A 25259-nucleotide genomic window follows, 5' to 3' on the forward strand; every position below is an offset into this window, starting at 1 on the left:
CGGCCGATGCGGCGTTACTTCCGGGTCACCGAGGCGGTGGCTGTGTCCACTTCCGGCATCGCCGAGCTGTGGTGGTTGATGATCAGCCACGTGTCGTCGCGCTTTTCGTACACGAAGGTGTAACGCGCCTGCACCTTGCTCTTCTTGCCGTCCTTGTCGGTCAGCGTGAAGGTGTACACGCCGGCATCCACCGCGCTGTCGTCATCGAGCACGCGCACGGTGCGGTAGTTGACCACGCCCTGCGGCTTCTTGGTCAGGAACATCTCGAAGTACTTTTCGATCTGCTCGCGCGAGGCGCGCACTTCGTTGGAAACGGTCGGCAGCAACACACCGTCCGGCGCGTACAGATCGGCCACCTTGTGCGGATTGCCGGTGGCCAGGGCCGCGTTCCATGTGTCGAACAGCGCGGCGACTTCACGTTCTTCGCCGCCCGCAGGCAACGTGGCCTTGTCGGTGTAGTGGATCACGCCGCCAGCCAGCGCCGGGGCGGCAACCAGGGCCATAACCAGAGAGAACAGAGTGCGACGCATGGGAAATCTCCGTGTGGTGGATGGGGGTGCCTCATCGGGCAAGCGCAGTATCGAAACCAAGCGGCCCCAAAAATTCTGCCGGGTGGCATATACTCAAATATGCTGATCGGCCTAGAGCGAACGTATGGAAACCCCTACCAATGCTGGCGATTGGCGCCTGACGCTACGCCGCGAAGCATCCGACAGCGCACGCTGGCAGGCGCTCTGGGAGGCCGCGGTGGCGCTGCGCCAGGCACAGACGCCGGAGCAGGCCTGCGACGCGGTGCTGGGCCGGGTGCTGCTGTTGCTGGGCCTGGAACATGGCGCGGTGCTGGCACAGCGCGGGCCACGCGCACAGGTGCTGGCCAGCCGCGGCCGCGCATTGCCGCCCGGAGCCAGCGCTGCCGGCGACGGCCATGAAGCGGCCTGGCTGATGCCACCGCGCCCGGCCGATATCCGCGAGGCCAGGGTGCCGATCCATGCGCTGGGCAGCACCCTCGGCATGCTGTGCGTGGCCTGGAACGACAACCGTCCCGCCCCCGGCAACGATGACGTCCAGGCGCTGCAGGCCTTCGCATTGCTGCTGCCGGCGATGGTGGCCGAGCCGGCCAGACCGCTCGCCACGCGTCGGCGCAAGCCGGTGCAGGACGACCGCCTCGGCACGCTCAGCAAGCGCGAGAAACAGGTGTTGTCACTGCTGCCGCGCGGCCTCACCAATGCCACGCTGGCAGCTGAACTGGGGATTTCTCCCGGCACGGTCAAGGTGCATGTGGAGCGGATCCTGCAGAAACTTGAGGTAAAAGATCGCACCCAGGCTGCGGTGTACGCGGTCCAAGCCGGACTGGCGCTATGAATGCATTGGCGGTGCGTTGGAACGATTGGCCGATCACCCGCAAGAGCCTGGCGGTGGTGACCCTGCCCCTGCTGCTGCTGGCGGTCGCCTTGATGGCGATCTACAGCGTGGAGCGGCAGAACATCGCCGCCGAAAACGATGTGCGGCAGACGCTGGAAGTGCTGAGCGATCTGTACGAAGCACACGCGCTATTGGCTGAAACCGCGGCCGGCGTGCGCGGGTATCGGCTGGTGCGCCGCGATGAATTCCTCACCCCGTACCGCGATGCCGAACCGCGCCTGCAACGGGTGGCCGAGCGGCTGTCGCAACGCATCACCGAGCCGGGGCAGGCGCAGCGGTTTGCACGCATCAAACCGCTGTTTGCGGAAAAGATGCAGGGCTGGCGCCGCTTGCTGGCGCCGGATCTGAGCCGCGAAGAAGAGATCCGCCAGCTGTGGGACGGCAAGTACAAGCTCGACATCCTGCGTGCCGAACTGCGCGAACTGCGCAATTACGAAACCGCGCAGTTGCAGGTACGTACCGCCAAGGCGCAAGGACTGCGCCAGCGCAATCTCATCATTACCCTGAGTGCGGCAATGCTCGGCGGCCTGGGCGCGGTGTTTGCGGTGGCGTGGTTCGCCTCGGCGCTCTCCGGGCGCCTGCGCACGCTGGCCGCCAATGCCGACCGGCTGGGCGAAGGCCTGCCGCTGGCACCGCAGCCGCGTGCCGGCGATGAGCTGGGACAGGTCGGCCAGCGCCTGGCGCAGGCCAGCGAACTGCTCGCCGCACGTGGGGCCGAAGCGCAACTGGCACGGCGCGAGGCAGAAACCGCCAACCGCGCAAAGACCGAATTCCTGTCGCGCAGCAGCCACGAACTGCGCACGCCGCTCAATGCGATCCTGGGCTATGCGCAGGTGCTGGAAATGGATCTGCCCGAGCCCGGGCATCGCCGTCATCTGCAGCATATTCTCGGCGCCGGCCGGCACCTTCTCGGGCTGATCACCGAGCTGCTGGACATCGCGCGCATCGAGGCCGAGCAACTGGATCTGAGCCCGGAGCCGATCTCGGTGCGTGCGGCCGTCCACGAGGCCCTGGGCCTGATCGCCCCGGACGCGGACAAGCACGGCATCGCGCTGCAACCGGCGGCCATCGACGGGCCGTGGACGGTGCGCGCCGATGCGCAGCGCCTGCGCCAGGTGCTGCTCAATCTGCTGTCGAATGCGGTCAAGTTCAATCGCACCGGCGGGCAGGTGCAGGTGAGCGCGCAGCCGGATGGCGAGCAGGTGCGCATCACGGTCGCCGACCAGGGCGCGGGCCTGACGCCGGCACAGATCGAGCGGCTGTTCACGCCGTTCGAGCGGCTGGGTGCGGAGCGCTCGGCGGTGGAAGGCACCGGGTTGGGCCTGGCACTGAGCAAGCGGCTGATCGAAGCGATGGGCGGGCGCATCGGCGTGGACAGCAGCCGCGATGGCGCACGCTTCTGGATCTCGCTGCCGCAGGGCGAACCGCAACGCAGCGAGCCGGCGCGCACCATCGTGCCGCCGAGTAATGCGGGCACGGGCGTATGCCGGCTGCTGAGCATCGAAGACAACCCGTCCAACCAGGCCCTGATCCGTACCCTCAGCGAACGTCGCCCGCAATGGCAGCTGCTGGAAGCGGCCAGCCTGGCACAGGCACGCGCGCTGCTGCAGCATGGCGTGCCGGATCTGATCCTGTTGGATCTGCATCTGAGCGACGGCAACGGCGAAGACCTGCTGCGCGAGCTGCAGGCGCAGCCGGCCACGGCCGGCTTGCCGGTGGTGGTGATCAGTGCAGACGCCACCACCGCCACCCTGGCGCGCGTCGGCAACCAGGGCGTGCGCGCGTATCTGACCAAGCCGCTCGACGTGGCGGAATTCTTCACTGTGATCGACGGGCTGCTGGCATGACACGCGACGAAATCCTGGGCTCGCGCATCCTCATCGTCGACGACGAGCCGGCCAATGTGCGGCTGCTCGAAGACCTGCTGCAGCGCGAAGGCTTCCAGCAGGTCATCGCCACCACCGACCCGCTACGGGTGATGGGGCTGGTGTCGGCATTCGCGCCGGACCTGATCCTGCTGGATCTGAAGATGCCGGAGCTCGACGGCTACGCGCTGTTGGAACAACTGGCGCGCTTGTCCGATCCCGGCCATTTTTTGCCGGTGATCGTGCTCACCGCCGACCCCAGCCGCAGCGCGCGCCATCGCGCCCTGGGCCTGGGCGCCAAGGATTTTCTGACCAAGCCCCTGGACACCTTCGAGGTCGCGTTACGGGTCTGGAACGTGGCCGAAACCACCGTGCTGTTCAAGCGCCTGCGGGCGCTGGCGGCACCGGAGGCCGTGCCGCCCGGGTGGCGTCAGCCAGAATGATGCGTGCACGTCGTAGGAGCGCACCCGGGCGCGACGAGGCTTTCCCGGTAACGCCCGTCGCGCCCCGGTGCGCTCCTACGACTGGTGCAACGCTACAGCGCGCGGGTGACCTCGCCGCACAATCCGATCTCCGCCAGCACCGCCTGCGCCTGGCTCAGGTGCAGGTCGGCCACGCAGACCTGCAGCACGCCGAATGCGGGCAGCTCGCCGGCACCGCCCAAGAGCGATTCGCCGAACACGAACGCGGTGATGCCGGCATCTTCCAGCGCGTGCTTGGCCAGATGCGCATCGATGATGTGACTGGCGCGATACGCGATCTGCATGTCAGCCACGCTCCAGGCGTTCGCGCTCGGCGCTCTGCTTCCACTCGCGCAGTGCCGGCAGCGCATCCAGTGCGGCCAGGTAATCGCCGGCAGTCTCGAACAGCGGTACGCCGTAGCTGGCAAAACGCAACGCGACCGGGGCGAACATGGCATCGACGATGCCGAAGTCGCCACACAGGAACTGCCCGGCATGGCCGTGCTCGGCGCGCAGGCTGGCCCACAGCGCCTGGATGCGGGTGATGTCGCGCTCGGCAGCCGCGTCCCAGTGGGCGGGGCCAGGAGCGCGGGCCAGATTCATCGGCAGCTGGGTGCGCAAGTCCGCGAAGCCCGCATGCATTTCCGCCGCCGCGGCACGCGCCTGCGCCCGCACGGACAGCTCGGCCGGCCAGCCGCGGCCAGCGAGCCAGCGTTCGTTGACGTATTCGCAGATCGCCAGCGAGTCCCACACGTGCAGGGCACCGTCCCAGAGCACCGGCACCTTGCGGGTGGGCGAATATCCGGCAATACGCGCCTGAAACTCGGGCGTATCCAGCGGCAGACAGACTTCCTGGAACGGTACCTGGAAATGCCGCAGCAGCAGCCACGGGCGCAGCGACCAGGAGGACAGGGTCTTGTCGCCGATCACCAAGCGGGGCAAAGGCATGCGCTGCTCGTTGCAGAGGGTCGGGGCAGCGTACGCGTCGGGGCCGGCGACCGCCAGCAGGGGCCGATGGGCGCTCCCGGCACGCCTTCACCCACCGGCGCGACCGCCTCACCGACAGTCACGCGTTGCAGCCAATAGCGGCCTTGAGGATGCCCATGGCACCACTAGATGGCGTTGGTGGCACTGGCCAAAGGGCCTGCTGGCGCTCCACGCCGCACCAGAAAGCACCAGCCCACCACGCAACATCCCCCGCCGCCTACCCCTAACCGGTGCCACCGCCTAAACTTGCGGTTTACCTATTGCTGATGCGCGCATGTCCGAGACCCTAGCCACCGACGCCACCGCCCCGGCGGAGAAGAAAGACTTCATCCGCCAGATCGTCCGCGAGGATCTGGCCAGCGGCAAGCACACGGTCATCCGCACCCGCTTCCCGCCCGAGCCCAACGGCTATCTGCATATCGGCCACGCCAAGGCGATCTGCCTGGATTTCGGCCTGGCCTCGGAGTTCGGCGGGCTGTGCAACCTGCGCCTGGACGACACCAACCCGGCCAAGGAAGACCCCGAGTTCGTGGTCGCCATCCAGGACGACGTGCGCTGGCTGGGGTTTGAGTGGGCGCAGTTGCGCCACGCATCGGATTATTTCCAGGTGTATTACCTGGCCGCGGAAAAACTGATCCGCGACGGCCATGCCTTCGTCTGCGACCTGTCCGCCGAACAGGTGCGCGAGTACCGCGGCACGTTGACCGAGCCCGGCCGCAATTCGCCGTTCCGCGAACGCAGCGTCGAGGAAAACCTGGACCTGTTCCGGCGCATGCGCGCCGGCGAATTCCCCGATGGCGCGCGCACGCTGCGCGCCAAAATCGACATGGCCAGCGGCAACATCAACCTGCGCGATCCGGCGCTGTACCGCATCAAGCATGTCGAGCACCAGAACACCGGCAACGCCTGGCCGATCTACCCGATGTACGACTTCGCGCATTCGCTGGGCGATGCGGTGGAAGGCATCACCCATTCGCTGTGCACGCTGGAATTCGAAGACCATCGCCCGCTCTACGACTGGTGCGTGGACAAGGTGGACCTGGCCGCGCATCCGGAGCTGCTGCAGCCGCTGCTGGACAAGGGCCTGCCGCGCGAGGCCGCCAAGCCGCGCCAGATCGAGTTCTCGCGCCTGAACATCAACTACACGGTGATGAGCAAGCGCAAGCTCACCGCGCTGGTGGAAGAACAGCTGGTGGATGGCTGGGACGACCCGCGCATGTACACGCTGCAGGGCCTGCGCCGGCGCGGCTATACGCCGGCAGCGATGCGGTTGTTCGTGGACCGGGTCGGCATCAGCAAGCAGAATTCGCTGATCGATTTCTCGGTACTGGAAGGCTGCCTGCGCGAGGATCTGGATGCGGCCGCGGCGCGCCGCATGGCGGTGGTCGAGCCGCTCAAGCTGGTGCTGACCAATCTGCCGGAAGGCCACAGCGAGACGCTGAGCTTCTCCAATCATCCCAAGGACGAGAGCTTCGGTGCCCGCCAGGTGCCGTTCGCGCGCGAGCTGTGGATCGAGCGCGAGGATTTTGCCGAGGTTCCGCCCAAGGGCTGGAAGCGGCTGGTGCCCGGTGGCGAGATCCGCCTGCGCGGCGCCGGTATTGCGCGCGTGGACGAGGTGATCAAGAACGACGCGGGCGAGATCGTCGAGCTGCGTGGCTGGCTGGATCCGGAATCGCGTCCGGGCATGATCGGTTCCAACCGCAAGGTCAAGGGCACCATCCATTGGGTCAGCGCCGCGCATGCGGTGGAAGCGGAAATCCGTCTGTACGACCGCCTGTTCTCGGTGGAAAAGCCCGACGACGAGTCCGAGGGCAAGACCTACCGCGACTATCTCAACCCCGCCTCCAAGCGCAGCGTGCGCGGCTATGTGGAGCCGAGCGCGGCACAGGCGGCGCCCGAGCAGTCGTTCCAGTTCGAGCGCACCGGCTACTTCGTTGCCGACCGCCGCGACCACAGCGCCGCCACGCCGGTGTTCAACCGCAGCGTGACCCTGCGCGACACCTGGGCCAAGTGAGTCGGAACCGTGCCGGGGGCCCCAGCCATCCGGCGCGGATATGGCGGCAGGCAACCAAGCCGGCCTGGCTGCCGCGATCGGCCACTGATGGCTGTCACCGCAGATCAGGCAAGCAGCGCAAAGCCACCTCAGCGCGTTGTCTCTTGAAGTAATGAACAAGCGCAATGGAGACTGCGTGCCGCACTTCGTTGCATGCTGCACGGCATGAGGGAGCAGCACGATGCGTGAGCGCATGATGGTGGGTGTTGCCTGCGGCATCGGCGCAGGCGCGTTATGGGGACTGGTGTTTCTGGCGCCGCAGTTGCTGGCGGCATTTACGCCGTTGCAACTGGCCGTTGCCCGTTATCTGTCCTATGGCGCGGTCGCCGCCCTGGTGCTGGCACCGCGCGCGCGCCAGACCGCTGCACGGCTGGGGCGCGCCGAATGGTGGGCGCTGGTGCGTCTGAGCGTGCTGGGCAACCTGATCTATTACGTGCTGCTCGGCAGCGCGGTGCAGTGGGCCGGCAGCGCGGCGACCGCGCTGATCATCGGCCTGTTGCCGGTGGTAGTCACCGTGATCGGCACGCGTGCAGCAGGCGCGGTGCAACTGCGACGCCTGGCTGCGCCGTGCGTGTTGTGCGTCATCGGCGTGGCGCTGGTCGCCCTGGACACCTTGCAACACGATGCCGGTCACCACGCCAGCGATCGCGCCACCCGCATCGCCGGCCTGCTTTGCGCATTCGGTGCGCTGGCGTCGTGGTCGGCCTATTCCATCGGCAATGCGCACTGGCTGCGGCGGCGTCCGGACCTGTCCGGAGGCGATTGGTCGCTGCTGACCGGCGTGGTCACCGGCGCATTGGCGCTGTTGCTGGCGCCGGCCACACTGCTCGGCAGCGCGCCACATGCGCCGAGCGACTGGGTGAGTTTCTGGAGCATTTCGCTGTTGCTGGGCATCCTGGCCTCGGTGATCGGCAACGCCTTGTGGAACCGGGCCAGCCGCGTGCTGCCGCTGACCCTGGTGGGCCAGATGATCGTGTTCGAAACGGTCTTTGCGCTGCTGTACGGCTTTGCCTGGGAAATGCGCCTGCCCACGCCATTGGAGCTGGCCGCCATCGCGTGCCTGCTGGTCGGCGTGCTGTGGTGCGCAGCACTGCATGCGGAAGCGAAATGACGCCGGCAGCTGATGCACGCATCGGCCTAGATTGCAGGCTGTGTCCGTCAGCAACGCCGCCATGTGCCTCCCCCAACCATGTTCACGCTCGCCTGCACACACGCTGCGGAGCGCGGTGTTTTCGCTGTCGATCGGTCTGGCGGCCTGCTCGCCGCAGCCGCCCGTCTCGAACGCGGCGACCCCGGCCGAGGCGTTCTGCACGCTGCTCCCGAGTCGGCCAGATGACGAACTGCCCAGCGATCGCCGCGACGAAAGCATGCAGCAACTGGACCTTGCCACGCGCTGCCACTGGGCGCTGCGCAGACCGCGTTGACTGCATGAAACTGCCGGCGTGTTTCGGTCACACGCCGGGCACCGGCCAGCGCCATCAATCGCGACGCGCGCAGGGCTTGGATACCCAGGTTCTCCGTAGCTGATCCAGCGCTCGCCACATTCCGCGCATCCGGGGCTTACCATGGCCGCTCACCTGTCCTGATCGGAGCGGCCGCATGTCCCGTCTTTTGTCCCGGTGTCTGAGCTCGATGTTGTTGCTGGCCTGTCTGGTGTCGGTCGGCTGCGCCGCACCGCCGGCCGATACGGCCACGCCGCCTGCGGCGACCGGCTCGGCAACCAGCCCGTCAAAAGGCAAGCCGATCACCGTGACCACCACCTGCCGCACCGACGCCGATTGCACGGTGAAGAACGTCGGTAACTGCTGCGGCGCATTCCCGGCCTGCGTCAATGTCAACAGTGCCACCGACCCCAAGGGCGTGCAGGCGCAGTGCCAGGCCAGCGGCATGATGAGCGTGTGCGGCTTCCGCGAGATCAGCGCCTGCCAGTGCGTGGCCGGGCAATGTGCCGCAAAGGACGCCCAGGCCGATACACTGCGCCCCGCTCCCCCCTCTACGGAAATGGTCCACTGATGCTTTACGCGCAAGTCCACCTCACGCTGCCCGACTGGATCCACGCGCATGTCGACGACAGCCGCGCCTATCCCAGCGACGAGGACAAGGTGGCGCTGGCGATCGAACTGTCGCGGATGAACGTGCAGGAGCGCAGCGGCGGCCCGTTCGGTGCGGTCGTGTTCGGCCCGGATCACCGCATCATCGCCGCAGCGGTGAACCGCGTGGTGCCGCAGACCACCTCGCTGGCACACGCCGAAAACATGGCCTACATGCTCGCCCAGCAACGCCTGCAGACGCCGCGCCTGAACGATGTGCTGTCGCCGGTGACGCTGGCCACCTCGGCGCAGCCGTGCTGCCAGTGCTACGGCGCCACGGTGTGGGCCGGCATCGACCGCCTGGTGATCGGCGCACGCGCCGAAGACGTGATGGCACTGACCGAATTCGACGAAGGTCCCCTGCCAGCCGACTGGGTGGGCGAGCTCACCCGCCGCGGCATCGACGTGGTGCGCGACGTGCATCGCGAGCAGGCCTGCGCGGTGCTGCGCAACTATGGCGAGGGCGGCGGTGACCATTATTGATCTTGCACGCCTTAGCGACGCACGCCAGGCCCTGCGATGAGCGGCCTGCTGTGTTACTGCCGCCAGGGCTTCGAGCCGGAGCTGGCTGCCGAGTTGAGCGCGCGCGCCGCCTTCGTCGGCATCGCCGGTTATGCACGTACCCAGCGCAACGACGGCTATGTGCTGTTCGTCTGCGATGAGGCCGCGCAACTGGCTGCCAAGCTGCACTGGCGCGAGCTGATCTTCGCGCGGCAGAAGCTGGTGGTGATCGCCGAACTCAAGGGCATCGACCCGAAGGACCGCATCACGCCGATCCTGGCCGCACTGGAAGGCCAGCCGCGCTTCGGCGACCTGTGGGTGGAACACCCGGATTCGGACGCGGGCAAGCCGCTGGCCGGGCTGGCACGCAGTTTCGGCAACGCCTTGCGTCCGGCCCTGCGCAAGGCCGGCCTGCTCACCGACAAACCGCAGCCGCGCCTGGCGCGGTTGCATATCTGTTTTCTCGATGGCGACTACGCCTTGCTGGCGGTGGCCGACAGCGCCGACAGCGCACCGTGGCCTTTGGGCATTCCGCGCCTGAAGCTGTTGCCGGAGGCGCCATCGCGCTCGGCGCTCAAGCTCGACGAAGCCCTGCTCACCCTGCTCACACCGGAAGAACGCGAAGTGCTGGTCAAGCCCGGCATGCGCGCTGCCGATCTGGGCGCGGCCCCAGGCGGCTGGACCTGGGTGCTCACCCGCCAACACGTGCATATCACCAGCGTCGACAACGGCCCGCTACGCGAGCACGTGCTGGAGACCGGCCTGGTCGAGCATCTGCGCGCCGACGGCTTTCACTGGAAGCCTGCGCAAGCGCTGGACTGGATGGTCTGCGACATGGTCGAGCAACCGCGCCGCGTGGCCGAACGCATGGCCACCTGGATCCGCGAAGGCTGGTGCCGCAACACCATCTTCAACCTCAAGCTGCCAATGAAAAAGCGCTGGGACGAAACCCGGCTATGCCTGGACCTGTTCGAGCAGCAGGCCGAAAAATCGCTGATCGTGCGTGCCAAGCAGCTGTATCACGATCGTGAGGAGATCACGGTGCTGGCGATGCGGGGTTGAGAGCCGGGAATCGGGAATCGGGATTGGGGAATCGTAAGAGCTGGGATTCGGGAATCGGGAATCGTAAAAGCGCGGATTGGTGGCGTTGTTATTGCGGTGGGTGCTGGCGGGTGTCGCGTGAGTTGGTGTGGTGATTCACCTGCGCCAGTCGCGCTGATGGCAGTCCGGTGTAATTGCTGGGCAGCCGCTTTCGGCGCTGGACTGCATGTTCGTGGGGACTTCATCGTGGCAGGCTGGTGCGCGCCAGCGTGCTCGCTTGGCTGGGGTGGGCCCGCTCCGTCGATCGACGGAGCGGGCCGCGGTCATAGCACGATGCGCTTGCTGCCCTCGCGGGCCGAGCGGTAGATCGCATCGACGATGCGGATGTCGCGCAGGCCTTCTTCGCCCGGCGCGCGCAGCGGGGTGCCGTTGATGATCGCCAGCGCGTCCTCGTCCATCTGCAGTGCCTGCTGGTGCGGCACCCTGGCGTCGAACACGCGCCCGTCGCTGGCCTTGCCGGTCACGCCCTGGTAGCTCTGGAACGGCGACAACGCGTACCAGCCGCGCTCGCATTCGGCGCGTAGCACATTCATGTTCTTCCCGAAGCTGGTCTTGCACTCGGCACGCAGCGCATTCGGGAATTCCAGGGTGAAATCCATATGTTCGTCGACTTCGTCGAACAGCTCGGGACGATCGGTCCAGCGCTTGGCGGTGACGGCCAACGGCTCGCTGCCCACCGTGTAGCGCGCGGCATTGAGCGGATACACGCCCATGTCGTACATCGCTCCACCGCCGAACTGGGAACGCAACCGCCACGGACGTTCGGCCTTGGTCGCATCGTGATAGCCGTTGTACCCGGCCTCGGCACGCACGCGTCGCATCGCGCCGAACGGCTTCTCGCTGGCCATCGCGATCAGGCGGCGCGTATTGGGTTCGTGCTGCATGCGGTAACCGATCGCCAGCGCCACCTTGTTGCGCTTGCACGCCGCGATCATGGCCTCGCATTCGGCGGCATGCATCGCCATCGGCTTTTCGCACCACACATGCTTGCCGGCCGCCGCCGCGCGCAGGGTCAGCGGCGCATGCAGGTGGGTGGGCGTGACGATGTACACCACGTCGATGTCGTCGTTGTCGGCGATCCGGTCGAAGTTCTCGTAGTTGTAGACGTTGCGATCGGCGATGCCGTATTTGGCCTGCCACTGCGGAATCTTCGAGGGCGTACCGGTGACGATGCCGGCCAGTCTGCAATGCTTGGTCAACGCAAGACCCGGCGCGAGCTGTTCGCTGGCATAACTGCCCAGGCCGGCCAACGCCACGTTGAGCGGTTTGCCAGGCTTTTTCTTCGGCAATGCCCAGCCGGGCGCAGCCAGCAGGATGCCTGCACCGCCGAACGCGGCAAGCAAACGGCGACGTGTGATCGATTCCACGGACATGCAAACCTCCTTGGCAAGATTGAGAGCGGCTGACACCATTGCATGCAGTCGTCAGCCGACGACGCACTCGTACCGGAGTGTCGGTGGATACATGCCGCACCACGTCCCAATCGCCCTGCCCGCAGGTGGGCGCATTGGTGGTGCTGGTCGCTGGTCGGCCGATGCCGCCCGGGCACCTTACTTGATCGCGCGTGATCACCGCCATGGCCGCCGCGCACGTTCTGGCACACTGGCAACGATCCCCTCTGGAGCATGCCGCATGATCGCTGTCGCCCGCCGTCGTTTCCTGCCCTTGGCGTTGCTGTTGTCCAGCTCGCTGGCGATCGCTGCCGATGCGCCCTTCGTTGCGCGCGACCTGATCGGCGATGGCGCCTTCACCCACAATGCCGAAGGTCCTGCGGCAGGACCGGACGGCGCGCTCTATGCGGTGAATCTGGGCAAGGACGGCACCATCGCGCGTATCGCCCTGAACCCTGATGGCACTGCAAAGGCTGAGGTCTTCGTGACCTTGCCCGATGGCAGCACCGGTAATGGCATCCGCTTCCGCGACGGGACGATGTACGTGGCCGATTACACCGGCCACAAAATATTGCAGGTGAACCTGCGCACGCGTGCGGTCAGCACGTTCGCCTCGCTGCCCGACGCCGATGGTCCCAACGATCTGGCGATTGCGCCCGATGGCGGTTTCTATGCAAGCGACCCGAACTGGAAGGACAACAGCGGGCGCCTGTGGCACATCAGTCGCGAGGGCGTCGTCCAGTTGATGGAGTCCGGCATGACCACGCCCAACGGGCTGGACGTCAGCCCCGACGGGGCGCATCTCTACGTCAACGAAAGCATGTCGCGCAAGGTGTGGGTGTACGACCGCGTCGATGGCGGCCTGCGCAACAAACGCCTGCTGATCAGCTTCCCCGACTTCGGCATGGATGGCATGCGTTGCGATGCCGACGGCAATCTCTATATCGCCCGCTACGATGCCGGGCAGATCGCGGTGGTCTCGCCGCAGGGCACGTTGCTGCGCACGGTCGCGTTGAAGGGCCGCAAGGCCAGCAATGTCGCGTTCGGCGGCACCGATGGCAAACAGGTGTTCGTCACCTTGCAGGATCGTGGCGCAGTTGAAACGTTCAGGTCCGATCGCCCGGGGCGCGAAACCGGACGCTGAAACTGCTGCGCACGTCGCAACGGTTCTCAAGTCGCGCAACAGCGTCCTGGCATCCTGCAGGTCACCCGTGGAGGACTCCCCATGCAACCGATCGAACTCAAGGACGCGGCTGCCTTCGGCAACGAATTCCTGCGCCTGACCCTGCTGCAGGGATTCCAATCGCTGACCAAGCGCGACCTGGAACTGCTGATCTTCGTGCTGCTCGAACGCGACGGCGCCATCTCGCGCAACAGCTCCAACGCGATGGTCGCGCTGCAGCTGCGGGTGACCTCGGCCAAGGTCAAGGCATTGCGTCGCGACGGCTATGCGCGCTGGCGCTCGCTGGTGCCCGAGGAAGGCGACGCGGCGATGCAGCGCATCGTCGCCAACGTACTCACCGAAGACAATCTGCGCTCCGGTGCCAAGCACGTCAGCGAGCGCAGCCGCAAGGAAGGCTTTCTGGCGGTGCGCATCGAACACCCGGACGATGCGCAGCAATTCGAACAGGCCATTCTCGATGTCGGCGCCCTGCCGGTGTACGAGCGCAATCGCGACGTGGTCGCGGTGCGCTTCGACACGCTGCTGAAAGTCGCCGAGCGCTGGGGCTATCTGCAGCAGGATCCGCAGGCCACCGTACACGAACTGCAAAAGCTCACGCCCACCGCCGAAGAAGTGGCGGACCTGCTGAAGAAGGACATCGCGCAACTGCGTTGGGAAGACGTACGGCGCGCACTCAACAGCCTCGGTGCCAAGGCCGTGGCCAGCACTGCCGAGGGCGGTCTGAAGGGCTTGTTGAAGATCGTGTTTCCGTTCATTCCCGGCTGATCCGCCGCACCGCAACGGCGTACGACGTTGCGGTGCGGCGATGGATTCCGGCTCCGGTCCCGGTTGGCTGATGCCGCATCGCGATCGCGTACGCCGGACTGACGTCAGCCTGAGCGCACGCAGGCACTGTCGCCAGACGCCGAGCAGGCGTTGGCACGCACCTCAAGGCGCCCGGCAGCCTCTATGCTTGCGGGCTGTTCCACTTCAGGGGGATCTGATGGCCGCCGTTCGTATCGTCTCGTTTTCCGTCTTGCTGCTGCTCGCCGGCCACGCGCTCGCGCAACAGGCACCGACGCCGGCCAGCAGCATGCCGCTGATCGAGGTGCCCAATGTGATTCGCACCCAACCGCTGTCCAGCGGCGAGGTCACCCATCAGGCGCAGCTGGAGCGCCCGCGGGACGAGTCCAGCGTGATCGTGCGCTCGATCCAGCCCAACAGCGTGGTCGGCAGCTACCGCATCGACTTTCAGGCCATGGATACCGACGGCGACGGCAGCATCAGTCGCGCCGAGGCACAGGCCAACCCGGCACTGGCAGATGAATTCGACGCGCTCGACACCCATCACAGCGGCCACCTGAGCCGCGAACAGCTGGCCGGCTGGCTGATTCAGTAAGTCACTCGGCGATAGCGAAAGCGGGCCCCGCGCGCCCGCCCTACGCAGGCACGCACCGTGCTTCCTGCGTGCCCGCCACAACCTCTTGCAGTGCCCGCTTCGGTCGGCTAGATTGTATTTAACGGATACAATTTGGACGGATCGATGACCGCTCGCATGGCCCTTGCCGCAGACCTTGGCTATCAATTGCAACTGGCGACCCTGGCGTCCAACCACGCCGCGCGCCAGGAACTGGCCGAACTGCATCTGACCCCGGCGCGCGTCACCGCCTTGATCCACATCCGCGACCAGCCCGGCTGCGACCAGACCGAACTGGGCAACCGCCTGCTGGTCAATCGCGCTGCCGGGATGAAGATCGCCAACGCACTGGCCGAGCAGGGCCTGATCGAACGCCTGGCCGGCCGCGACCGACGCAGCAAGGGCCTGTACCTCACCCCGCTTGGCGAGCGCACGCTCGGCACTGCCCAGGGCTGCCTGGCGCGGGCGGTCGCGCGTACCTGCACCGGCCTGCAGGCCAGCGAGCAGCAGACCTTGCTGCGCCTGCTCTGCAAATTGAACGCCAGCGCCGCGCTGGAACGGGCCGGCGTGCCGGACACCGCGCTCGCCGAAGAACTGTGATTTCCACTCTATACCGACTCAAAGGAGACGCCGCTTGAACGAGCATGACGTGGTATCGGTCCGCATCGAAAACCGCATTGCCTGGGTGAAGTTCGCACGCCCCGACAAACGCAACGCAATGAGCCCGGCGCTCAACCGCCGCATGATGGACGTGCTGGACGAGCTGGAATTCGACGACGACGTCGGCGTGCTGGTGCTCGGTGGCGAAGGCACTGCCTGGTCGGCCGGCATGGATCTGAAGGAATATTTCCGCGAGACCGAAGCCCAGGGCCTGCGCGGCGTGCGTCGCTCGCAGCGCGAATCCTACGGCTGGTTCCGCCGCCTGCGCTGGTACCAGAAGCCCACCATCGCGATGGTCAACGGCTGGTGTTTCGGCGGCGGTTTCGGGCCGTTGTTCGCCTGCGATCTGGCGATCGCCGCCGACGAGGCGCAGTTCGGCCTGTCGGAAATCAACTGGGGCATCCTGCCCGGCGGCGGCGTCACCAAGGTTGCGGTGGAACTGCTGTCCATGCGCGATGCGATGTGGATGACGCTGACCGGCGAAATGGTGGACGGCAAGAAGGCCGCCGAATGGCGCCTGGTCAACGAAAGCGTGCCGCTGGAACGGCTGGAGACACGGACCCGCGAGGTGGCCCAGTTACTGCTCAAGAAGAATCCGGTCGCGCTGAAATACGCAAAGGATGCCGTGCGTCGCGTCGGCACCATGACCTACGACGAAGCCGAAGATTATCTGGTGCGCATGCAGGAAGCGGCCAATTCGTTCGACAACAGTGCCCGCAAGGAAGGCATCCGTCAGTTCATCGACGAGAAGAGCTACAAGCCCGGCCTGGGCGAATACGACCTGACCAAAAACAGCGCCTGAGCAGCTCCTGAGGCGCCCGAAGCGATGCGTGCGATACGCGCATCGCTGGCGCTGCCAGTGGTTTTCTGCACCGAGGAGGGAGTATGGAAGCCTTGTCCGCAACCCTGCGCGGAATCGCTGCGCGTGGGCCATTGGGCCTGTTCATCGGCGGCCAGTGGCGCGCAAGCAGCGGCGATCGCGACGTGGATGTGATTGCTCCGCATACCGAAGAACGCCTGCTGCGCTACACCGAGCCCTCGCCCGCAGACACCGAGGCGGCCATTGCCGCCGCGCGTGCCGCGTTCGACACCGGCCCCTGGCCGCAGCTATCGCCGCAAGAGCGTGGCGCTGTGCTCAAGCGCGTCGCCGCGCAGTTGCGTGCGCGCATGCCGGAGCTGGCCGAAGCCTGGACCGGACAGGTCGGCGCCACCATCGGCTTCAGTCGCCACGCCTCGCAACAGGCGCCCGGCCTGTTCGACTATTACGGCGACCTGATTGCGACCCACCCGTTCGTGGAGCCCCGTGCACGCGCCAACGGCGGCCGCGTGCACATCGTGCAGGAGCCGGTGGGCGTGGTCGCCACGATCACCCCCTGGAACGCACCGCTGGTGCTGCTCTGTTACAAGGTCGCTGCGGCCTTGGCGGCCGGTTGCACGGTGGTAGCCAAGCCCTCGCCGGAAACGCCGATCGATGCCTACATTCTGGCCGAGTGCATCAGCGCCGCCGGCGTGCCCGATGGCGTGTTCAATCTGCTGCCGGGCGGTCGCGAGGTCGGCGAACAGCTGATCCGCCATCCGCAGGTGGACAAGGTGAGTTTCACCGGTTCCACCCAGGCCGGGCGGCTGATCGGGGTGGCCTGCGCCGAGCGTCTGGCGCGGGTCGGGCTGGAACTGGGCGGCAAGTCGGCCGCAATCGTGCTGGACGATGCAGACATCGCCAAGCTGCTGCCCAGCCTGGTGCCCTACTCGATGCCGATCACCGGCCAGGTGTGCTTCGCACTCACCCGCGTCCTGGTGCCGGCGCAGCGACGCGAAGAAATGCTGCAGGCGTACTGCGCGGCCGTAGGCGCGCTCAAACTCGGCGACCCGTTCGCGGCCGAGACCGGCATGGGCCCGTTGGCGCTTGGCCGCCAGCTCGAGCGCGTGCAGTCCTACATCGCACGAGGCAGCGCCGAGGGCGCACGCCTGGTCATGGGCGGCGGCCGCCCGACGCATCTGCCGCGCGGCTTCTTCATCGAGCCGACGGTGTTTGCCGAGGTGACCCCGGACATGACCATCGCCCGAGAAGAGATCTTCGGCCCGGTGATGAGCTTTATCGATTATCACGACGAGGCCGACCTGATCGCCAAGGTCAATGCCAGCGACTTCGGCTTGCACGGCACGGTCTACAGCGAAGATCCCGATCGCGCCTACCGCATCGCCCGCCGCGTGCGCAGCGGCAGTCATTCGATCAATGGCATGTGGGTGGACTTCGACATGCCGTTCGGCGGGGTCAAGCACTCCGGGATCGGCCGCGAAGGCGGCATCGAAGGACTGCACGCCTTCCTGGAGACCAAGACCATCTATCTCAGTTAAGTCCTCAAGCATACCGACCGCGCAGCCAACGGAGGAAGGCGCGGCTGTAATGCTGCGACAAGCACTGCGTCGTCCATCGTCTCCTGCGGCGCGTCCGTACTCTCTGGTGAGCGTTCGCCAGGGGTTCGGGCGCAAGCGTCAACCTTCAGCCGCAGCCATCGCACTCACGCCAGTCACTCCCCCATCTGCATTCGGAAGACAGCGCCATGACCATGCCGACCGACTCGATCTCCTTCCACGCCCGCCTCACCCCACACCGGCTTGCCGCCCGCGACCTGCTGCTGGTCCAGCAATGGACGTACGCAGAACTGGACGCGTTGATCGGCCGTCTGGCCGCATTACTGCAGACACGCGGCTGCATCGATGGCGAACGGCTCGCCGTGCTGGCCCGCAATTCGGTCTGGCAGGTGGCGCTGCATTTCGCCTGCGGACGCGTCGGCGCGATTTACGTGCCGCTCAACTGGCGGCTGAGTGCGACCGAACTCGATGCATTGCTACAACGCGCAGAGCCGCGCCTATTGTTGGGCGACGACGTTGCTGCAGGGCGTACCGATGTCGCGTCGCTGGCCGACTTCGTCGACGCGGCGAACGCGCTCGAACCGGCAGACACTGCGTCGATTCCACCCGAACGCATCAGCCTGATCCTGTTCACCTCAGGCACCTCCGGCCAGCCCAAAGGGGTGATGTTGAGCGAGCAGAACCTGCAGCAGGTGGCGCAGAACTTCGGTGTCACCACGCGGGTGGATGCGGGCAGCAGTTTCCTGTGCGAAGCGCCGATGTTCCACATCATCGGTCTGGCCACCAACGTGCGCCCCGCGCTCGCAGTAGGCGGCTCGATCCAGGTCTCCAACGGCTTCGAGCCCGAACGTACCCTGGGCTGGCTGAGCAATCGGTCGCTGGGCATCACCCATTACGTCGGCGTGCCGCAGATGATGCAGGCCTTCCGCAGCCAGCCCGGTTTCGATGCGGCATCGCTGCGGCACCTCACCGCGCTGGTCAGCGGAGGTGCACCGCACGCCAGCGATGACCTGCTCGGCTGGCTGGACGACGGCGTCCCGATGGTCAGCGGCTTCGGCATGAGCGAGGCCGGCACGGTGTTCGGCATGTCGGTGGACTGCGCGGTGATCCGCGACAAGCTGGGTGCGGTCGGCATTTCGACCCCTGCGGTGCAGACGCGCGTGGTCGATGGCGATGGCAACGACTGCCCGGTCGGCGTACCCGGCGAGCTGTTGTTGCGCGGCCCCAACCTCAGCCCCGGCTACTGGCGCGACCCGCAGGCAAGCGCCGCCGCGCTCGACGACCACGGCTGGTTCCGCACCGGCGACATCGTGCGGCGCGATGCCGATGGGTTCTTCTGGATCGTCGATCGCAAGAAGGACATGTTCATTTCCGGCGGCGAGAACGTGTTTCCGGCCGAGATCGAAGCGGTGCTCGCCGATCATCCGCAGGTGCGCGAATGCGCGGTGGTGGGTATCGCCGACCCGCAATGGGGGGAAGTGGGCTACCTGGCGATCGTGCCGGCCGACGACGCGCCGGATCTGGAGCAGATCCGCGCCTATCTGATCGAACGACTGGCCAAGTACAAGGTGCCCAAGCATCTGCGCATGGTCCAGGCGCTGCCGCGCACCGCGACCGGCAAGCTGCAGAAAGCGCGCCTGAAAGACGCCCTGGCCACCGGGGCGTGACGCACCCGGGATCTGGATCGCGCCGCGAGCAGCTGGCAGCAAGCCGCGAGGCGCTGCCCAGCCACGGCGGCGACCGATGCCCGACAGCATCACGGGCAGCCTGAGCTGCCCGTTGTGTGCATGTCTGGCTCCAGCGTCATTCCGACGCAGCAGCGGCGTGTGTCGCGCATACCGCGCTCAATCGATCACGCGGATTCGTCCAGCAACAGGTTGTCCTCGCTGATCTGGTCGTCCACCCACACCGCTCCCTGCTCGGCCATGACCGCCAGCTGGCGTTCCAGCTCGCGCATCAGCAAGCGCACGCCGGGCTTGTGGATGGCACTGCCATCGCGATAGATCACCCCGCCTGCGCGCGCCTGCGATGGCTGTTGCAGCTGGAAGGCCCGCAGCTCGCCGCGTGCGATATCCCCGGCCACCATCATGCTCGGCATCACGGCGATGCTGTCGGTGCCGAGCAGGATCTCGCGGGTAAAGCTGGCCGAACTGGAACGCAGCTGATCGCGCGTGGCCAGCCCGTGCTCGCGCATGACCTGCGCGACGTCGCGCTCGACATGCTGGCTCAGCGTCGGCAGCACCTGGCGATACGCAGCGGCTTCGGCGATGCGCATCTGGCCGTTGGCAAACAGGGGGTGATCGCTGCGCGCCACCAGCGCGATCGGATCCTGGTACAGCACCTTGCGGATCAACGCGTCGTAGCGGGCCAGCGGATACAGCCGGCCCACCACCAGGTCGATCTCGTTGCCGGCCAGCTTGGGCAGCAGTTCGTCGGTGCGCCCATGCAGCAGGCGCACCCGCAGCGTGGGTTCGGCGCGATACAACGCGGCCAGCACGGCCGGCAACAGCCCGCTCGCCGCGACCGGCAACGCGCCTACGGTGATGGTGAGCGCGTCGTCCTGCAGCAGACCCTCGAAGGTATCCTGCGCGCGGCGCAACTGGCCGAGCACGACATGCGCAGTCTGTACCAGCACCTCGCCCATCGCGTTGGGGCGCACACCGCGCGAATGACGCTCGAACAGCGGCGCGCCGACGATCTCTTCGATCTCCTGCAGGGCACGCGTCAAAGCGGGCTGGGTGACGTTCAATACGCGTGAGGCGCGGAGCAGGCTTTTCTGCCGGTCCAGCGCCTCGATGACACGTAGATGCCGGACCTTGATGCGGTGCTCGAAGAACACGGAGGACATGGTCATGGGGGGGGACCTTACGTTGGGAAGTCGGGTAATGCGGCGGCACGACACCTGACCGCCGCCTGCAGATCAGCGCGCATCGGGCACACGCCGGGTCTGCATGAAATCTTCGAAGGATTCGCCACGCATGATGGCGTAGACCTGCAGATTGGTCATCCGCACCACGCGGGCGAATTTCTCGATAACGAAGAAGTTGGCGCCGTACTGCACCAGGCCGAGCCAGTCGCGTGCACGGATCAGCGCCTTTTCATGCTCGGTGAGGCCGGCTTCCTGCATCAGGGTTTCGGAATCTTCAAGAAAGCGATCGCGCCATGGGGCGCGGATCATATGCCAGAAGAATCGGTTGATGCGCAACGCGCGGTTGCTGGTACGCAGGTCGAACAGGTAAGTGCCGCCGATCTGGTCCATGCCCTGTACTTGCGGATTCATCGGCCGGCCCTCATGCCGCGTTCGCGGTATGCGTGGAGTGCGCGAGCAACTGCGCCGAAGACGGCGCGTCAGCGGCTTCGACGCCGGGCTCGTACAGCACCACCGTCATCGCGGTGGTGGTCATCAGGTAGTAGTTCTGATGCAGCTTGCGGATCGGCCCGCCCAGCGCGCCACGCATCGCCAGCCACATGATCTGCTCCACACTCTCGGCGCCGCCCAGGCGCACGTAATCGGTGTGGGTGAGATCGGTCAGCGTTTCCGGTGCGTGCTGGAAGCGGTCCAGAAATTCCATGTCCCAGTCGGTGTTGTTGAAACCGGTGCGCTCGCCGTGGATCTGATGCGACAGCCCGCCGGTACCCACGACCACCACCTTGAGATCCTCCGGATAGGATTCGATCGCCCGCCGCACCGCCTGGCCCAGGCGGTAGCAACGGCGCGCGGTCGGCAGCGGGTACTGCAGCACGTTGATCGCGATCGGCACCACCGTGCCCGGCCAGTCCGGCACGTGCGGCCACAGCAACGGCAGCGGCGCCGCGCAGCCGTGGTCGATCGGCTTGTCCTGAAAGACAGTCAGATCGAATTCGTCGTTGACCAGACATTCGGCGATATGCGCCTGCAGCTGCACATCGCCGCGGATCGGCGGCAGATTGCGCAGCCCTGCGCCTTCGTCGGCCACCGGGAAGCGCTCGCCGATGCCCAAGGCGAAGGTCGGATACAGGTCGAAGAAGAACGTCGTGCAATGGTCGTTGTAGAAGAACACCAGCACGTCTGCCTGCCGCTCGGCCAACCAGGCAGCTACCGGTGTATAGCCGTCGAACAACGGCTTCCACAACGGATCGTGCTGCTTGCCCTTGTCGTAGGCCACCCCGATGGTGGGAACGTGCGAGGTTCCGATGCCGCCGATGATGCTTGCCATGCTGCACTCCTGCGATACGTGCCGGCCACTGGTAGCGACCGATCGCGCATCATTGATTGAGTCGAAATCCCTCCCGCCATGGGATCCCAACAACGTCGACCGACCACTCCGGACCGCCAAAACGGTATCCTTGGGATCCAAAGTGCCACCAAGCGATCTCATCTGCAAGGCTTTTATACCGGGATTGCGAGTTTTCCCCTTCGAAGGAACGTGCGCTGCAGTACGGCGCGAGAGAATGGAGCCAATGGCGAACAACCACCGATTGCAAGCGGTCCAGCAGCTGCGCGAACTGATCCTGTGCGGCACCTTCGCCCCCGGTGACCGCATCACCGAGGCCGCGCTGGCCGAGCGACTGGCCATCTCGCGCACCCCCATCCGTCAGGCCCTGCCGGCGTTGTGCCAGGAAGGGCTGCTGGTGCAGACCGGCAACCGCGGCTACGCGGTGCGACGTTTCAGCCAGCAGGAAAGCCTGGACGCACTGGCGGTGCGCGCCTTGATGGAAGGCATGGCCGCACGCGCCGTCGCAGAACAGGGCGCCTCCGCCGCACTGCTGGCCTCCCTGCATGCCTGTCTCGACGAAGGCGACCGGATCCTGGCCACGCGCAGCTTGAATGCCGACGACGAGCAGGCCTACGGCGCGATGAATGCCCGCTTCCACCGCGCCATCGTGGTGGCCGCCAACAAGCCGATCCTGACCGAGACCGTGGACCGGTGCACCTTGGTGCCCTTCGTCAGCCCGGTCAATGTGGTGTTCGGCCAACGCTCGCCCACCCTGGCCTATGACGATCTGTACTACGGACATCGGCAGCACGGCGCCATCGTCTCGGCCATCGAACAACGCGATGGCGCGCGTGCGGAGCTGTTGTTCCGCGAACACGCCAATACCCAACGCCACAGCATGGGGCTGTGACGCGCGCACCTGCCTGACGCGGCAGCCTGCACAGCTTCGGACCTCGGCAGCCAGGTGGCCCGGCCTGCGCTGCATGCCTCGTTGTCTGCATCAGCGCGATGCATCCGCCGCCGCAGCGCGCACGCGGACGTGTCAGCGCGCGCTGCGGATCCTGACGCGTGTCCACGCTAGAGCGAGTGCACGAACATCAGGTTGACGCTGGTGCCGGCCACCGAGTTCTTTACCTCTACCGGCAGATAGACATTGAAATTCAGCAAGTTGTTGGCATCCAGGCGCCAGGACAGCCCCGGCCCGAGATAGAACTGCATGCGCTTGCTGTCCGGCACACGCTGCCCGTTGGTGCGATTGTCCTTCAGCTGCTGCAGGTAATATCCGTTGATACCCAGGCGCAGTTGTTCGCCGACCTTCACCGAGCTGGCCAGATTGGCCCACACCAGATCGCCGGCCTGACCATTGCGAAAACGGAACCCCGGGATCGGCGGTACGCCGCCGGCGCGATCGGTGCGGAAATTGTAGAGATAGTTCAGCCGCATGCTGATCTCCCAGTTGTCGCTGGGCTGCACGGTGAACGCCCAATGCGGTGCCACCGACCAGAACCCGGTGCTCTGGTTGATCGCGACAGCGCGATCGAACTTGCCCACGGGAGCGAACGCATCGATCGCGAACCGCTGGAAGAACAGGACTCGCCCGTTGCGCATCACCGGGTCGATCTGCAGCGCCGGCCCGAACGAGATGTCGCCCATCCCGAACCCGTTGCCGCGCAACTGCACTGGGCTGTCTGCGGCGAAAGACGTGTCGTAATTGATCAGCGGCACGATCGCATTGAAGCCCAGCGACGCACTCTTCCAACGATAGGGCGTGACGTAGATCAACTGGGTCAGCAGGACGCTGACACCGACCTTGGGATCGCGGAAGGCGGCCGCATCGTCGCCGCGCGCGTTCTTGATCGCGTCGAAGCCGTAATGGCGCAGATACCCGATCACCGTCCAGCCCGGCGTCGAGGAGCCGAAGCCATCGAGAAAACTCGTCCCGCCCAGATTGATGCCCTGCGGCGGTGCAGCGGTTTCCGGCACCGCTTGTGCGGATGCCGCAACGGGCATTCCGGCACCCAGCAGCGTTACCAAGGTCAGGACACGATGCCGGTGCGACGACAACCGTGGCAGTGCAACAGCACAACGGGCAGATGAGCTCACGCGTTCCACTAGGCGATTCTCCAATGCGATGGATGGATGACTGCGGGCGCGACGTGGGGGGAGGAAAGCGGTCCTGCGGTAGGCGGCGACGGCGACAGCGCCATCCGCCTGTGCGTCCATGAACGGATTCGAGGCAGCCGATCAGTCGGCTCCAATGCGCATCAGCAAGGCGCCAAGCCGTTGCTTGAACAACCAGCACCCCTGCTCCAGCACCAGCACGTCGTCGAAACTGCCGAGCGACGCAGGCGATTGGGTCGTCCAGGGCGGCGCAGCCGAGGTGTCTGCAGCGGTATGGAGCAGGACCTTGCTGTGCGCATGCACCAAGGTCGGCGATTGGACGCTGACCAGCGTGTTGAGCATCAGATGACAGGTCGTGCGCGGCGCACGCGCGCGAAACGCGTGCAGAATCGCCTCGCGCCCCTGCACCGGTACCTCCGGCGCGCTGGGGCGGGCGAATACCCCATCGGCAGTGAACAAAGCGGCGAGACCGTCGTGATCATGACGATCGTTGAGCAGTGCGAATTGGCGAATCACCTGCTCGCAGGCAATGATGATCGATGCATCGTCGTGCACGCAGCCTCCTCGGGTCGTTGCTGAAAAACCGACAAGCCTGGTCAACGACGACAACGCACGCGCCGCCAGCCAGACCGGATCGCCATCACGCGTCCTGCAGCCAGTCGCGCATTGCTGCGCTGACGGCCGCGGGCGCTTCCAGCGGTGCCATATGCCCGCTGTTCTCGAAGACCACCAGCCGTGCATGCGGGATCTGCTGCGCCATCTGCTGGTGCTGGGCCAGGGGACTCCAGACGTCCTGCCGACCCACGCCCAGCAAGGTCGGGCAGCGAATCTGCGCCAGCACCGGCGCGGCGTCGGGCCGCTCCAACAACGCTGCGATCTGGCCGGCGTAGGTCTGCACGCTGTGCCGCTGCACCATCGCCATCAGTGCGGTCATCAGCTCGGCATCGTCGTGCCGGTCCGGATGCAGCATCGGCGGCAGCCATTGCCGTGCGAGCGCCTGCATGCCGTGCGTGTGGGCAAGCCGCACCAGCGCCGCGCGCTGCTCACGCTCGCCGTCACCGCGTGGCGCAATGCCGGTGTCCAGCAAGGCCAGGCGCTGCACGCGCTGCGGCGCCTGGCGCATGATCTCCAGCGCCACCCGCCCGCCCATCGAATGGCCAGCCACTGCGAACTGCGGCGGAGCGAGGGCCAGTACGTGCGCGGCCATCCGCACGATGCTGTCGAAGCCGGTGAAGTCCAGCACCTGCACCTCGGCGAGATCGCTCAGCGCCTCGCGTTGCCGCTGCCAGATGGTGGTATCGCAGAGCAGGCCGCAGAGCAGCAGCAGGCCGGGTCTGGACGAACGGATGGCCGAAGATGACATGGCTCGACTGTAGCCAGGCCGGCTGCGCCCGTCGTATGGAACATGCTGCCTGCGCTATAAGCGAATCAACATACCAAGACACGACCGACGCCGTTC

At 66.3% G+C, this 25259-nt stretch carries 27 protein-coding genes; 17 read left to right on the forward strand and 10 right to left on the reverse strand.

Going from position 1 to position 25259, the window contains the following annotated elements; genetic code table 11:
• Positions 1-14: 14 nt before the first annotated feature.
• Positions 15-530, reverse strand: coding sequence for an SgcJ/EcaC family oxidoreductase (locus XaplCFBP3123_RS04775; protein WP_104532963.1), 516 nt, complete (start codon positions 528-530; stop codon positions 15-17).
• A 124-nt stretch (positions 531-654) separates the two neighbouring features.
• Between XaplCFBP3123_RS04775 and XaplCFBP3123_RS04780 the strand changes: the two genes are divergently transcribed.
• The 3 genes from XaplCFBP3123_RS04780 to XaplCFBP3123_RS04790 are packed head-to-tail and all read left to right on the forward strand — an operon-like array spanning position 655 to position 3730.
• Positions 655-1362 carry a helix-turn-helix transcriptional regulator gene (locus XaplCFBP3123_RS04780; protein ID WP_104532964.1) on the forward strand — a complete coding sequence of 236 codons (708 nt, stop codon included), beginning with the start codon at positions 655-657 and terminating at the stop codon, positions 1360-1362.
• Positions 1359-3269, forward strand: a complete 1911-nt coding sequence (locus tag XaplCFBP3123_RS04785) for an ATP-binding protein (protein ID WP_104532965.1) — start codon at positions 1359-1361, stop codon at positions 3267-3269. The genes XaplCFBP3123_RS04780 and XaplCFBP3123_RS04785 overlap by 4 nt, the downstream gene beginning before the upstream one ends.
• On the forward strand, positions 3266-3730 hold the full coding sequence (locus XaplCFBP3123_RS04790; protein WP_104532966.1) for a response regulator: 465 nt from the start codon (positions 3266-3268) through the stop codon (positions 3728-3730). Before XaplCFBP3123_RS04785 ends, XaplCFBP3123_RS04790 begins: the two co-directional genes overlap by 4 nt.
• A gap of 92 nt (positions 3731-3822) precedes the next feature.
• Here the strand turns inward: XaplCFBP3123_RS04790 and XaplCFBP3123_RS04795 are convergent, their stop codons facing one another.
• Positions 3823-4053, reverse strand: coding sequence for a DUF2007 domain-containing protein (locus XaplCFBP3123_RS04795; protein ID WP_016900736.1), 231 nt, complete (start codon positions 4051-4053; stop codon positions 3823-3825).
• 1 nt (position 4054) lies between these two features.
• On the reverse strand, positions 4055-4696 hold the full coding sequence (locus tag XaplCFBP3123_RS04800; RefSeq protein WP_104532967.1) for a glutathione S-transferase family protein: 642 nt from the start codon (positions 4694-4696) through the stop codon (positions 4055-4057).
• 313 nt (positions 4697-5009) lie between these two features.
• Here XaplCFBP3123_RS04800 and XaplCFBP3123_RS04805 point away from each other — a divergent pair, with 313 nt between their 5' ends.
• The 6 genes from XaplCFBP3123_RS04805 to rlmM all read left to right on the forward strand — a co-directional run bounded on the left by XaplCFBP3123_RS04805 (position 5010) and on the right by rlmM (position 10441).
• Positions 5010-6749, forward strand: a complete 1740-nt coding sequence (locus XaplCFBP3123_RS04805; protein WP_104532968.1) for a glutamine--tRNA ligase/YqeY domain fusion protein — start codon at positions 5010-5012, stop codon at positions 6747-6749.
• 220 nt (positions 6750-6969) lie between these two features.
• Positions 6970-7899: a DMT family transporter gene (locus tag XaplCFBP3123_RS04810; RefSeq protein WP_104532969.1), complete on the forward strand. Its 930-nt coding sequence runs from the start codon at positions 6970-6972 to the stop codon at positions 7897-7899.
• Positions 7900-8014: 115 nt separating this feature from the next.
• The gene (locus XaplCFBP3123_RS21460) at positions 8015-8212 is read left to right on the forward strand and encodes a hypothetical protein (RefSeq protein ID WP_172453015.1); all 198 of its coding nucleotides are present in this window, start codon (positions 8015-8017) and stop codon (positions 8210-8212) included.
• A 175-nt stretch (positions 8213-8387) separates the two neighbouring features.
• A complete protein-coding gene (locus tag XaplCFBP3123_RS04820) occupies positions 8388-8801 on the forward strand; it encodes a hypothetical protein (RefSeq protein WP_104532971.1) in 414 nt (137 codons plus the stop codon).
• On the forward strand, positions 8801-9361 hold the full coding sequence (locus tag XaplCFBP3123_RS04825; protein WP_104532972.1) for a nucleoside deaminase: 561 nt from the start codon (positions 8801-8803) through the stop codon (positions 9359-9361). The genes XaplCFBP3123_RS04820 and XaplCFBP3123_RS04825 overlap by 1 nt, the downstream gene beginning before the upstream one ends.
• A gap of 36 nt (positions 9362-9397) precedes the next feature.
• Positions 9398-10441: a 23S rRNA (cytidine(2498)-2'-O)-methyltransferase RlmM gene (rlmM, locus tag XaplCFBP3123_RS04830; protein WP_104532973.1), complete on the forward strand. Its 1044-nt coding sequence runs from the start codon at positions 9398-9400 to the stop codon at positions 10439-10441.
• Between the two features lie 302 nt (positions 10442-10743).
• Here the strand turns inward: rlmM and XaplCFBP3123_RS04835 are convergent, their stop codons facing one another.
• Positions 10744-11853, reverse strand: coding sequence for a Gfo/Idh/MocA family protein (locus XaplCFBP3123_RS04835; protein ID WP_104532974.1), 1110 nt, complete (start codon positions 11851-11853; stop codon positions 10744-10746).
• Between the two features lie 259 nt (positions 11854-12112).
• Here XaplCFBP3123_RS04835 and XaplCFBP3123_RS04840 point away from each other — a divergent pair, with 259 nt between their 5' ends.
• From XaplCFBP3123_RS04840 to XaplCFBP3123_RS04870, 7 genes are all read left to right on the forward strand, one after another.
• The gene (locus XaplCFBP3123_RS04840; protein WP_104532975.1) at positions 12113-13015 is read left to right on the forward strand and encodes an SMP-30/gluconolactonase/LRE family protein; all 903 of its coding nucleotides are present in this window, start codon (positions 12113-12115) and stop codon (positions 13013-13015) included.
• An 81-nt stretch (positions 13016-13096) separates the two neighbouring features.
• Entirely contained in the window at positions 13097-13819 is a 723-nt protein-coding gene (locus XaplCFBP3123_RS04845; protein ID WP_104532976.1) for a hypothetical protein, read from the forward strand.
• 217 nt (positions 13820-14036) lie between these two features.
• Positions 14037-14432 carry a hypothetical protein gene (locus XaplCFBP3123_RS04850; RefSeq protein ID WP_104532977.1) on the forward strand — a complete coding sequence of 132 codons (396 nt, stop codon included), beginning with the start codon at positions 14037-14039 and terminating at the stop codon, positions 14430-14432.
• A gap of 144 nt (positions 14433-14576) precedes the next feature.
• Positions 14577-15050: a MarR family winged helix-turn-helix transcriptional regulator gene (locus XaplCFBP3123_RS04855; RefSeq protein WP_104532978.1), complete on the forward strand. Its 474-nt coding sequence runs from the start codon at positions 14577-14579 to the stop codon at positions 15048-15050.
• Positions 15051-15084: 34 nt separating this feature from the next.
• The gene (locus tag XaplCFBP3123_RS04860; RefSeq protein ID WP_104532979.1) at positions 15085-15912 is read left to right on the forward strand and encodes a p-hydroxycinnamoyl CoA hydratase/lyase; all 828 of its coding nucleotides are present in this window, start codon (positions 15085-15087) and stop codon (positions 15910-15912) included.
• A gap of 83 nt (positions 15913-15995) precedes the next feature.
• Positions 15996-17465 carry an aldehyde dehydrogenase gene (locus XaplCFBP3123_RS04865; protein ID WP_104532980.1) on the forward strand — a complete coding sequence of 490 codons (1470 nt, stop codon included), beginning with the start codon at positions 15996-15998 and terminating at the stop codon, positions 17463-17465.
• Positions 17466-17671: 206 nt separating this feature from the next.
• Positions 17672-19150 (forward strand): AMP-binding protein, encoded by a 1479-nt coding sequence (locus tag XaplCFBP3123_RS04870; RefSeq protein WP_104532981.1) that lies wholly within the window; start codon positions 17672-17674, stop codon positions 19148-19150.
• Between the two features lie 185 nt (positions 19151-19335).
• Here XaplCFBP3123_RS04870 and XaplCFBP3123_RS04875 read toward each other — a convergent pair whose 3' ends face one another.
• From XaplCFBP3123_RS04875 to XaplCFBP3123_RS04885, 3 genes are all read right to left on the reverse strand, one after another.
• Positions 19336-20337: a LysR substrate-binding domain-containing protein gene (locus tag XaplCFBP3123_RS04875; RefSeq protein ID WP_104532982.1), complete on the reverse strand. Its 1002-nt coding sequence runs from the start codon at positions 20335-20337 to the stop codon at positions 19336-19338.
• Positions 20338-20403: 66 nt separating this feature from the next.
• On the reverse strand, positions 20404-20763 hold the full coding sequence (locus XaplCFBP3123_RS04880; RefSeq protein ID WP_039523676.1) for a protocatechuate 3,4-dioxygenase: 360 nt from the start codon (positions 20761-20763) through the stop codon (positions 20404-20406).
• A gap of 10 nt (positions 20764-20773) precedes the next feature.
• On the reverse strand, positions 20774-21679 hold the full coding sequence (locus XaplCFBP3123_RS04885) for a gallate dioxygenase (protein ID WP_104532983.1): 906 nt from the start codon (positions 21677-21679) through the stop codon (positions 20774-20776).
• 235 nt (positions 21680-21914) lie between these two features.
• Here XaplCFBP3123_RS04885 and XaplCFBP3123_RS04890 point away from each other — a divergent pair, with 235 nt between their 5' ends.
• Positions 21915-22589, forward strand: coding sequence for a GntR family transcriptional regulator (locus XaplCFBP3123_RS04890; RefSeq protein ID WP_104532984.1), 675 nt, complete (start codon positions 21915-21917; stop codon positions 22587-22589).
• Between the two features lie 167 nt (positions 22590-22756).
• On the opposite strand, the gene XaplCFBP3123_RS04895 is transcribed toward XaplCFBP3123_RS04890, so the two are convergent.
• The 3 genes from XaplCFBP3123_RS04895 to XaplCFBP3123_RS04905 all read right to left on the reverse strand — a co-directional run bounded on the left by XaplCFBP3123_RS04895 (position 22757) and on the right by XaplCFBP3123_RS04905 (position 25163).
• The gene (locus XaplCFBP3123_RS04895; RefSeq protein ID WP_104532985.1) at positions 22757-23791 is read right to left on the reverse strand and encodes a SphA family protein; all 1035 of its coding nucleotides are present in this window, start codon (positions 23789-23791) and stop codon (positions 22757-22759) included.
• Positions 23792-23923: 132 nt separating this feature from the next.
• Positions 23924-24355 (reverse strand): nuclear transport factor 2 family protein, encoded by a 432-nt coding sequence (locus tag XaplCFBP3123_RS04900; RefSeq protein WP_104532986.1) that lies wholly within the window; start codon positions 24353-24355, stop codon positions 23924-23926.
• An 85-nt stretch (positions 24356-24440) separates the two neighbouring features.
• Positions 24441-25163, reverse strand: a complete 723-nt coding sequence (locus XaplCFBP3123_RS04905) for an alpha/beta fold hydrolase (RefSeq protein WP_104532987.1) — start codon at positions 25161-25163, stop codon at positions 24441-24443.
• Positions 25164-25259 lie beyond the last annotated feature (96 nt).

The sequence above is a fragment of the Xanthomonas arboricola pv. populi genome, from assembly GCF_002939945.1.
GTDB lineage: Bacteria > Pseudomonadota > Gammaproteobacteria > Xanthomonadales > Xanthomonadaceae > Xanthomonas > Xanthomonas arboricola_A.

Excerpts from the sequence above, each read along its gene's own strand:
- XaplCFBP3123_RS04775 (WP_104532963.1), bottom strand. The coding sequence starts at position 530 with ATGCGTCGCACTCTGTTCTCTCTGGTTATGGCCCTGGTTGCCGCCCCG.
- XaplCFBP3123_RS04780 (WP_104532964.1), top strand. The coding sequence starts at position 655 with ATGGAAACCCCTACCAATGCTGGCGATTGGCGCCTGACGCTACGCCGC.
- XaplCFBP3123_RS04785 (WP_104532965.1), top strand. The coding sequence starts at position 1,359 with ATGAATGCATTGGCGGTGCGTTGGAACGATTGGCCGATCACCCGCAAG.
- XaplCFBP3123_RS04790 (WP_104532966.1), top strand. The coding sequence starts at position 3,266 with ATGACACGCGACGAAATCCTGGGCTCGCGCATCCTCATCGTCGACGAC.
- XaplCFBP3123_RS04795 (WP_016900736.1), bottom strand. The coding sequence starts at position 4,053 with ATGCAGATCGCGTATCGCGCCAGTCACATCATCGATGCGCATCTGGCC.
- XaplCFBP3123_RS04800 (WP_104532967.1), bottom strand. The coding sequence starts at position 4,696 with ATGCCTTTGCCCCGCTTGGTGATCGGCGACAAGACCCTGTCCTCCTGG.
- XaplCFBP3123_RS04805 (WP_104532968.1), top strand. The coding sequence starts at position 5,010 with ATGTCCGAGACCCTAGCCACCGACGCCACCGCCCCGGCGGAGAAGAAA.
- XaplCFBP3123_RS04810 (WP_104532969.1), top strand. The coding sequence starts at position 6,970 with ATGCGTGAGCGCATGATGGTGGGTGTTGCCTGCGGCATCGGCGCAGGC.
- XaplCFBP3123_RS04820 (WP_104532971.1), top strand. The coding sequence starts at position 8,388 with ATGTCCCGTCTTTTGTCCCGGTGTCTGAGCTCGATGTTGTTGCTGGCC.
- XaplCFBP3123_RS04825 (WP_104532972.1), top strand. The coding sequence starts at position 8,801 with ATGCTTTACGCGCAAGTCCACCTCACGCTGCCCGACTGGATCCACGCG.
- rlmM (WP_104532973.1), top strand. The coding sequence starts at position 9,398 with ATGAGCGGCCTGCTGTGTTACTGCCGCCAGGGCTTCGAGCCGGAGCTG.
- XaplCFBP3123_RS04835 (WP_104532974.1), bottom strand. The coding sequence starts at position 11,853 with ATGTCCGTGGAATCGATCACACGTCGCCGTTTGCTTGCCGCGTTCGGC.
- XaplCFBP3123_RS04840 (WP_104532975.1), top strand. The coding sequence starts at position 12,113 with ATGATCGCTGTCGCCCGCCGTCGTTTCCTGCCCTTGGCGTTGCTGTTG.
- XaplCFBP3123_RS04845 (WP_104532976.1), top strand. The coding sequence starts at position 13,097 with ATGCAACCGATCGAACTCAAGGACGCGGCTGCCTTCGGCAACGAATTC.
- XaplCFBP3123_RS04850 (WP_104532977.1), top strand. The coding sequence starts at position 14,037 with ATGGCCGCCGTTCGTATCGTCTCGTTTTCCGTCTTGCTGCTGCTCGCC.
- XaplCFBP3123_RS04855 (WP_104532978.1), top strand. The coding sequence starts at position 14,577 with ATGACCGCTCGCATGGCCCTTGCCGCAGACCTTGGCTATCAATTGCAA.
- XaplCFBP3123_RS04865 (WP_104532980.1), top strand. The coding sequence starts at position 15,996 with ATGGAAGCCTTGTCCGCAACCCTGCGCGGAATCGCTGCGCGTGGGCCA.
- XaplCFBP3123_RS04870 (WP_104532981.1), top strand. The coding sequence starts at position 17,672 with ATGACCATGCCGACCGACTCGATCTCCTTCCACGCCCGCCTCACCCCA.
- XaplCFBP3123_RS04875 (WP_104532982.1), bottom strand. The coding sequence starts at position 20,337 with ATGACCATGTCCTCCGTGTTCTTCGAGCACCGCATCAAGGTCCGGCAT.
- XaplCFBP3123_RS04880 (WP_039523676.1), bottom strand. The coding sequence starts at position 20,763 with ATGAATCCGCAAGTACAGGGCATGGACCAGATCGGCGGCACTTACCTG.
- XaplCFBP3123_RS04885 (WP_104532983.1), bottom strand. The coding sequence starts at position 21,679 with ATGGCAAGCATCATCGGCGGCATCGGAACCTCGCACGTTCCCACCATC.
- XaplCFBP3123_RS04890 (WP_104532984.1), top strand. The coding sequence starts at position 21,915 with ATGGAGCCAATGGCGAACAACCACCGATTGCAAGCGGTCCAGCAGCTG.
- XaplCFBP3123_RS04905 (WP_104532987.1), bottom strand. The coding sequence starts at position 25,163 with ATGTCATCTTCGGCCATCCGTTCGTCCAGACCCGGCCTGCTGCTGCTC.